At 77.6% G+C, this 330-nt stretch carries 1 protein-coding gene; it reads right to left on the reverse strand.

All coding sequences use genetic code 11. From position 1 onward, the window contains the following. The coding region (locus KZZ06_RS20275; protein WP_219581786.1) for an arginase family protein at positions 1–330 on the reverse strand (330 nt) is incomplete at both ends.

Here is a 330-nt window from a genome sequence, read left to right on the forward strand (position 1 = left end):
GGTGGACATGGGCGGGCGGCAGGGGCGCCGGTGCCGGCTCGGCGAACAGGGACGGGAATCCCGGCTCCCCGCACAGGGCGGCGAGCGGCATGCCGTGGACGTTGCCGGAGGGGGAGGTCGCCGGCGTGTTGAAGTCGGCGTGGGCGTCGAGCCAGAGCACGAAGACGGGCTGGCCGCGCCGCGCGCAGTGCCGCATCACCCCGTCGACGGAGCCCAGGGACAGGCTGTGATCGCCGCCGGCGGTCAGCGGGAGCGCCCCCGCGTCGAGGGCGTCCCCCACGGCCCTGGACACGGCCCGCGTCCAGGCGGCGACACCCTCGAGCCCGCGCG

The sequence above is a fragment of the Sulfitobacter sp. CW3 genome, assembly GCF_019392245.1.
Classification (GTDB): Bacteria; Pseudomonadota; Alphaproteobacteria; order Rhodobacterales; family Rhodobacteraceae; genus Sulfitobacter.